Here is a 7026-nt window from a genome sequence, read left to right on the forward strand (position 1 = left end):
GCCCGGAGCGGCCGGGGCGCGACGGCCTGACCGAGGACGATCCGCTCTGCCCTGGACGGGGACGGGTGAGCGTTCGCGCCCGCCGCGCTATTTTGGCTTCATGCCCGAACGTTCGCTCCCGTACGTACTCCACATCACCGAACGCGCCCTCTGGGACGCCGCTCGCGAGCGCGGCACCTACGAGATGTCGACGCGTGGCCGCACTCTTCGGGAGGAGGGTTTCATCCACTGCTCGACCCGAGCCCAACTCCCGGGCGTGGCAGCCTTCCTGTACGGCTCCTACGACGGCCCCGACGACCTGGTGGTGCTGGTCGTGGACCCCGTGCGACTCGACGTACCCCTGAAGTACGAAGCCCCGGAGCCGGGCGCCGAGGAGTTCCCGCACGTGTACGGGCCGATCCCGGTGACCGCCGTGGTGGACGTCGAGGCGTGGGGGTGAGCCGTAGAGCGTGGCGGTCGGCCGTGCTCGTGTGGGTGGTCACAGTGGTCGTCGGGGGTGTGCTCACCCTGTGGCTGCGGGACTCGGCGCAGCCGCCGGAGACGCCCGCCCGGCACAGGACGGACGGCAACGGGCCGACACCGCTGGTGGGCCGGAACGCGGGGAACCCGAAGGACCTGACCAGCCTGTGTTCGGCGACACCTGGGGCTTCCCCGACGCCGGAGGAGACGCCCCGAGCGATCGTGGTGTGTGTGCGAGAGACCGTTCCTGTGGACTGAGCGAGAGTGAGTCCGTTCAGCCGCGCGCCCCGAACGGTCTTGGGCGAGCTGGTCCCCGGCGTACTCGACCCCGGGTGGCGACACGCATCGTGTGCGTGGTCCGGGCCCGGGAGGCCAGTTCCCTGCGCGACCTGGCCAGGTGGGTACGGCCGGAGGCGACGGGGAGGCCCTGAACCATCCTCTGGTGGAGCAGGGGCCCCGCACGCTGACGCCGTACCCGGTGTCCCAGGTCGCACGATCACGTTAACCCGAACAGCCCAGACCACCACAAGCCCGCACGCGAACGATCACACGATCGAGGTAATCCGACCTTGCACTTACTCCTTCGCGAGCACCTCCAACCCCCCGTTCCTAGGCGAGGTGGTCCGTCACCGCCGTCCGCTTCGGTGGCAGGCCGCCCGTCTCGGGGTCGCGGCCGGTGAGGCAGTACGTGCCGCCCGCCGGGTCGCGCATCACCGTCCAGTGGGTGTGCCGGGCGACGAACGTGGCGCCCAGTCGCTCATGACGTGCGCGGGTCGCCGCGATGTCGGCGCAGGCCAGGTCCAGGTGGGCGGAGGCGGCGGCCCGGTCGGTGTCGAGGCGCTGGAGGAGGACGCGGATCGGGAGGCCGGCCGGGGGCCTGAGGACGTGGAACTCCGGGAGTGAGCCCGCGAGGGAGTCCCAGCCGGTGAGGCGCTCCCAGAAGGCGATCTCCGTGCCGTAGGCGGCGGGCGGGATGTCGATGGACACCTGGTCGAGGCGGCTGCCGTCCACCACAGCGGGCCGCACCGACTCCCCGTGCCAGGGCACGGCGCAGAACAGCTGCCCGGCGGGTGAGCTCAGCACGGTCCAGCCGTCGTGCGCGGCGACGACCTTCGCGCCGAGCCCCGACGCCGATCCGACGAAGGCGTCGACGTCCTCGACGGCGAGGTCGAGATGGGCGCCGCCGTCCGCGGAGGCCACCCCCTGGACCTTGACGCAGGCGTCGCCCGCACCCGGTAGCAGGGTCACGAACTCGCCCTGCTCACCCCGGGTCTCCGACATCCGGGTCTCCGTGACGGCGGTCCAGAACGCCTGGGCGGCGCCGAGGAGTTCGGCGGGCCGGTCGACGAAGGCATAGGTCCAGCGGATGCCGCTCTCGGTGCCGATGAGGTCGCTCATGAAGTGATCGTAGGGTGGCGGACTTCCACGTCACCTGCGTTTTTTCCAGGAACAGGCTTTGCCCGCAGTTCGCCGCGAATATGTCTGCGCTTGCTTCCATCGAACACATGGACCACATCACGTTCCTGGTGGCGGTCGTCATCGTGACGGCCCTGGCCTTCGACTTCACCAACGGATTCCACGACACGGCCAACGCGATGGCCACCTCCATCGCCACCGGCGCCCTGAAACCGAGAACAGCGGTCCTGATCGGCGGAGTCCTCAACATCGTCGGCGCGTTCCTGTCCACCGAGGTCGCGAAGACGATCTCCGGCGGCATCGTCGACGACACCCTCGTAACCCCCGGGATGATCTTCGCGGGGCTGGTGGGGGCGATCCTGTGGAACCTGCTGACCTGGCTGGTGGGGCTGCCGTCGAGTTCCTCGCACGCTCTGTTCGGCGGGCTGATCGGCGCGGTGTGGGTGGGCGCCGGCGCCGAGGGCGTGCACTTCACGAAGGTCGTCGAGAAGGTGCTGATCCCGGCGCTGGCCTCGCCGCTCGTGGCCGGCCTCGCGGCCCTGATCGCCACGTACCTCGCCTACAAGCTCACGGCCCGCGCCCGCAAGGACTCGGTGACCAGGGGATTCCGGGCCGGCCAGATCGCCTCCGCCTCCCTCGTCTCCCTCGCGCACGGCACGAACGACGCGCAGAAGACCATGGGCATCATCACCCTGACCCTGATCTCGGCGGGTGCGCTCGGCCACGACGCCGGCCCGCCGGTGTGGGTGATCGCCTCGGCGGGTCTCGCCATCGGCCTGGGCACCTATCTGGGTGGCTGGCGGATCATCCGGACCATGGGCAAGGGGCTGACCGAGATCCAGTCGCCGCAGGGCTTCGCCGCCGAGACGGCGTCCACGGCCGTCATCCTCACCTCCGCCCACCTCGGCTTCGCCCTGTCCACCACCCAGGTGGCCTCGGGCAGCATCCTGGGCGCGGGCCTGGGCCGGCGGCTGGCGGAGGTGCGCTGGGGTGTCGCGGGCCGCATGGTCATGGCGTGGCTGATCACCCTGCCCGCCGCGGCACTGGTCGGCGGGGTCTCCGCGGGCGCGGTCAGGTACGGCGGCACTTTCGGCACCGTGGTCGTCGCGCTGGTCGCCGTCGCGGTGGCGGCGGGCATCGTCCTCGCCGCGCGCCGCAACCCGGTCGACGCGCACAACGTCAACGACACCCACGAGGTCAGCATCAGGTCGACGGCGCCGACGACCGTCGGTACGGCCGCGTGAGCGAGGGAGAACCCATATGAAGCTGGACTGGACAGCACTGGGCCAGGTCGCCGCCGTGAGCCTCGGGGTCACCGTCGCCGTGGTAGTCGTCTTCGCCTTCGGCGTCCTTGGACTCGCACGGGTCGAGGGTGCGCGTGAGAATGACGAAGGTACCCAAGCGCTCGGGTTCACCCAGGCCGGTCTGTGCTTCCTGGCGTGCGCGGCCGTGGTGGCGTACGGCATCTATCTGATCGTGCCGCAGTTCCACTGACCGCTGATGTCGATGCCCAGGAGGCCGAAGGTATGACAGCACTGATGTACGGGCTGAAGGTCGACTACAGCGACCTCGACGAGCCCGTCCTCATCCGGCCGGACGGCAGCCCGGTCGAGACCTGGCGCGAGAACTACCCGTACGCCCAGCGCATGGAACGCGGGGAGTACGAGTTGCACAAGCGGCTCCAGCAGATCGAACTGCTGAAGCTGCAGAGCTGGATCAAGCAGACCGGACGCAGACTGGTCGTCGTCTTCGAAGGCCGGGACGCGGCCGGAAAAGGCGGCACGATCAAGCGGTTCACGGAGCACCTCAACCCGCGCGGCGCCCGTGTGGTGGCCCTGGAGAAGCCCACCGAACGCGAACGCGGCCAGTGGTACTTCCAGCGGTACGTCGAACACCTCCCGACCGCAGGCGAGATAGTCCTCTTCGACCGCTCCTGGTACAACCGGGCCGGTGTCGAACGCGTCATGGGCTTCTGCACGGACGACGAGTACCGCCGCTTCACCCGCCAGACCCCGCTGTTCGAGCGCATGCTCGCCGACGACGGCGTCGACCTGATCAAGTTCTGGTTCTCGGTCTCCCAGGGCGAGCAGCGCACGCGTTTCACGATCCGCCAGGTCGACCCCGTACGGCAGTGGAAGCTCAGCCCCATGGACCTCGCCTCCCTGGACCGCTGGGACGACTACACGGCGGCCAAGGTCGCCATGTTCCGGGCGACGGACACCGAACAGGCCCCCTGGACGGTGGTGAAGAGCAACGACAAGAAGCGGGCGCGGGTGGAGGCGATGCGCAGCGTCCTGGCCCGCTTCGACTACACGGACAAGGACGAGGAGGTCGTCGGCAGCCCCGACCCGCGCATCGTGGGCGCGGCGGCCAACCTGCTGGAGGCGGGGGAGGATGACGACGGCGTGTGAGCCCCGCGCCGCCTGAGACCCACATCCACCGGGAGCCGCTGACGTGACCGACCGCATCCCCTCCTCCGCCACCGACCGCACCCGCCTCGCCGACAGCGCGTACAGCAGTGACCGGGACCTGGCCGCCCGGCAGTCGATCTACCGGTGGCAGACACCCCGTCACGACCTGTCGGGCATCGTCGCCGGACAGTTGGCCGGGGTGCGGGGCGGCGGGCGTGTGGTCGACGTCGGCTGCGGCAACGGCACGTACCTCCAGCGGCTGCGCGCGGAGCGGCCCGAGCTGTCCCTGCTCGGCCTGGATCTCTCCCCGGGCATCCTCGCCACCGTCGCCGGCCCGGTCGCCGTGGCGGACGTCACGCGGTTGCCGCTGGCCACGGGGAGCGCGGACGCGGCCCTGGCGATGCACATGCTCTACCACGTGCCCGACATCCCCCAGGCGGTACGGGAGTTGTCGCGCGTCGTCGCCCCGGACGGGCTGGTGATCGTCTCCACCAACAGTGCCGGCGACAAGGCCGAACTCGACGAGCTGTTCCACCGGGCCGCGAGCGATGTGCTCGGCGCCGGACGTGAGCCGGCCCGGTTCTCGATCGGCGCCCCCTTCTCTCTGGAGAAGGCCCCTGCCTTCCTCGGGGAGGAGTTCGGCCGGGTACGGACGATCGAGCTCGCCAGCACCCTCACGGTCCGCGATCCAGGGCCGGTCGTCGCGTACCTGGCGTCGTACCGGGCCTGGGCGGACCAGTACGACGCGCCCTTCGAGGCGACGGTCGAGCGGGCCCGCGCCATCGTCACCGACCGGATCGCCCGCCGGGGCGCCTTCGAGGTCGGCTGCCGGGCGGGCATCCTCGTATGCCGACGCTGAGCGGGCTCGCACGGCAGCACCAACAGGCAGCACCAGCAGGGCAGCGAAAAGGGCCGGTCGAAGTCGACCGGCCCTTTCCCGAAGGCTTGTTCAGGCCTTCTTGGTCTCCAAGTAATCGGCCAGATCAGTGACCTGCGGGGATCTTCCCTTTGGGTCGCTGACCTTGCCTTTTAGCGATTGCTGGCGATGGGGTGCGACGGTCTTGAGTGGGTGTCCTGCGGACTGTGTGCGGACTGGCTGTCGACCAGAGCGCAGGGTTGAGCAGTCAGGAGGGAGAGCTCCTCACTGAGTGCCGTGGCGTCAGGTCGGATCCCCGTTGGTCTCCTCGATCTCCTTCAGGAGAGCCTTTCGCTTCTTCGCTGAAAGGGAATCGCCGTTCACGCTGTGCATGGCCCAGGGAATGGGACACGGACCTTCATGCCCCGGGTCCGGGCACAGTACGTCTACCAGCCGGTCCATGAGTTCTTCGTGCTTGGCCGGTGTTGCCATCAAGGCGATTTTCACCTGCCACAACCTCGGCCCTTCGGTCACGCTCTCGGGTTCACTCTTGTCCGCGTCGTTCATGATGTGGTCCTCGTGCCGAACTCGGATACGGAGCTCTTGTCCAGGTGCCGCACCTTCGGAGGTTGGGCGGTGGACAGAGCGGTGGCAGGGTGGTGCCCCGCATGCTTCGTATGCAGAGACGCACGGTACGTCCGTGAGCGGCCTCCTGCTTGGGCCAACGGCCCACGACGGTGATCGTCGCGGGCCGCCGCCCTCAGCGTCAGAACAGATCCAGCTGGGCAGACTCGATGGCGCCCAGCATGCGACAGTCGCCGGTCTCTCCGTCGACGCAGACATAGCCTGTGCCAACGGCCATGTCCTTCATGTCTCCACTGCGAAGGTATGAAACTGACTGACAGCCGAAGTAGATCGTGCTTCCAATCTGGGCGCACTCGCCTTCAGCAAGTCCGAAAGTCATTCCCTCATGACTCACTTCCTCTTCCAGGAACTTCTGGGCCAGGCTGGTCGCCTCTTCGATGTCCAGCATCAATCCGTCCTCAGCAGGGAGAAGTTGCGCCACGTCGAGAGATGGTTGGCATGTCCAGTCTGGCCGTCCAGGAAGACGACGTCTCCATCGACGTTCACGACGTTAAAGGCATGAGCGAACTTGCCCTTCGCTCCTACCACGATGCCCCGTGCACCGTTACCGGCCGACTTAATCTCGTTGACGATACCCGAGAGCGTGGTCCCCTTGAATCTCCGCCCATAGATGGCCTCAATGGGCCCGACGGAGCCAGCCTGCAGCTTCCCTGGGGCCACTGAGCGAGAGCCGTCCCGCAGTAGATGGTCCACGGCCACTGCGCACGCACGGCAGTTCTGCCCACCGCCCTGAGGGTTCACTGCAGCTTTGAGCTGCGGTGTGATGGGCGTCTTGTACGGAATGCCTCCGTATCCAAGCGTGACGCCTCCGCCACCAGGTCCGAATCTCAGGTTCCCAACCGCCCCGGCCTCCTCCGGGAACACAGCTGCTCGCCGCCACCCTGTAAGCCCGCCAAGCCCCGTGACCGCGAGTTGCTGCACGAGTTCGTCTGCCGCGTCCGCGTACAGGTCGGCAAGCGCGTCGCAGCCCTGCTGACGGAGCATGCTCTCGGCCCGGTACAGCCGGTATGCAGGGCGCACGGGGAGGTACTTGTCGGCGAAGGCTCCCGCCCCGCCGTTCTGTCCGGTGGCAGCGTCGTAAGCGTCACCGACGAACTCGAAAGGCATCTTGAGCCCTTCGAGAAAACCGTCGCCGAAGACCTTCAGACCTTCGCCGAGGCTGTCGACCTTGCCGTTGCCGTTGTCGCCCGGTACAGGTGTCCGGCCGCTCGGGTCGGTGTACAGAGTGGGTGTGTTGTT

Annotated in this window: 10 protein-coding genes; 6 read left to right on the plus strand and 4 right to left on the minus strand. The window is 68.4% G+C overall.

What is annotated here, in order from left to right; translation table 11 throughout:
* Positions 1-100: 100 nt before the first annotated feature.
* The gene (locus PV734_RS27960; protein ID WP_319292539.1) at positions 101-439 is read left to right on the plus strand and encodes a DUF952 domain-containing protein; all 339 of its coding nucleotides are present in this window, start codon (positions 101-103) and stop codon (positions 437-439) included.
* Complete coding sequence (locus PV734_RS27965; protein WP_319092039.1) at positions 436-717, plus strand: hypothetical protein; 282 nt, start codon at positions 436-438, stop codon at positions 715-717. The genes PV734_RS27960 and PV734_RS27965 overlap by 4 nt, the downstream gene beginning before the upstream one ends.
* Positions 718-1068: 351 nt before the next feature.
* Here the strand turns inward: PV734_RS27965 and PV734_RS27970 are convergent, their stop codons facing one another.
* A complete protein-coding gene (locus PV734_RS27970; RefSeq protein ID WP_319292540.1) occupies positions 1069-1857 on the minus strand; it encodes a VOC family protein in 789 nt (262 codons plus the stop codon).
* Between the two features lie 107 nt (positions 1858-1964).
* Between PV734_RS27970 and PV734_RS27975 the strand changes: the two genes are divergently transcribed.
* The 4 genes from PV734_RS27975 to PV734_RS27990 are packed head-to-tail and all read left to right on the plus strand — an operon-like array spanning position 1965 to position 5145.
* Positions 1965-3119, plus strand: a complete 1155-nt coding sequence (locus PV734_RS27975) for an inorganic phosphate transporter (protein WP_319292541.1) — start codon at positions 1965-1967, stop codon at positions 3117-3119.
* 16 nt (positions 3120-3135) lie between these two features.
* Entirely contained in the window at positions 3136-3369 is a 234-nt protein-coding gene (locus tag PV734_RS27980; RefSeq protein ID WP_319092036.1) for a hypothetical protein, read from the plus strand.
* 32 nt (positions 3370-3401) lie between these two features.
* Positions 3402-4286, plus strand: a complete 885-nt coding sequence (gene ppk2, locus PV734_RS27985; RefSeq protein WP_319292542.1) for a polyphosphate kinase 2 — start codon at positions 3402-3404, stop codon at positions 4284-4286.
* A 43-nt stretch (positions 4287-4329) separates the two neighbouring features.
* Positions 4330-5145 carry a class I SAM-dependent methyltransferase gene (locus tag PV734_RS27990; protein WP_319292543.1) on the plus strand — a complete coding sequence of 272 codons (816 nt, stop codon included), beginning with the start codon at positions 4330-4332 and terminating at the stop codon, positions 5143-5145.
* Positions 5146-5445: 300 nt separating this feature from the next.
* Here the strand turns inward: PV734_RS27990 and PV734_RS27995 are convergent, their stop codons facing one another.
* The 3 genes from PV734_RS27995 to PV734_RS28005 all read right to left on the minus strand — a co-directional run.
* Positions 5446-5709 carry a hypothetical protein gene (locus PV734_RS27995; RefSeq protein ID WP_319092033.1) on the minus strand — a complete coding sequence of 88 codons (264 nt, stop codon included), beginning with the start codon at positions 5707-5709 and terminating at the stop codon, positions 5446-5448.
* A 199-nt stretch (positions 5710-5908) separates the two neighbouring features.
* On the minus strand, positions 5909-6175 hold the full coding sequence (locus PV734_RS28000; protein ID WP_319092032.1) for a hypothetical protein: 267 nt from the start codon (positions 6173-6175) through the stop codon (positions 5909-5911).
* Positions 6175-7026, minus strand: an 852-nt coding sequence (locus PV734_RS28005) for a toxin glutamine deamidase domain-containing protein (protein ID WP_319292544.1), incomplete at its 5' end; no start/stop codon positions are given. The genes PV734_RS28005 and PV734_RS28000, both read right to left, overlap by 1 nt.

Source organism: Streptomyces sp. AK08-02, from assembly GCF_033795085.1.
Lineage (GTDB): Bacteria > Actinomycetota > Actinomycetes > Streptomycetales > Streptomycetaceae > Streptomyces > Streptomyces echiniscabiei.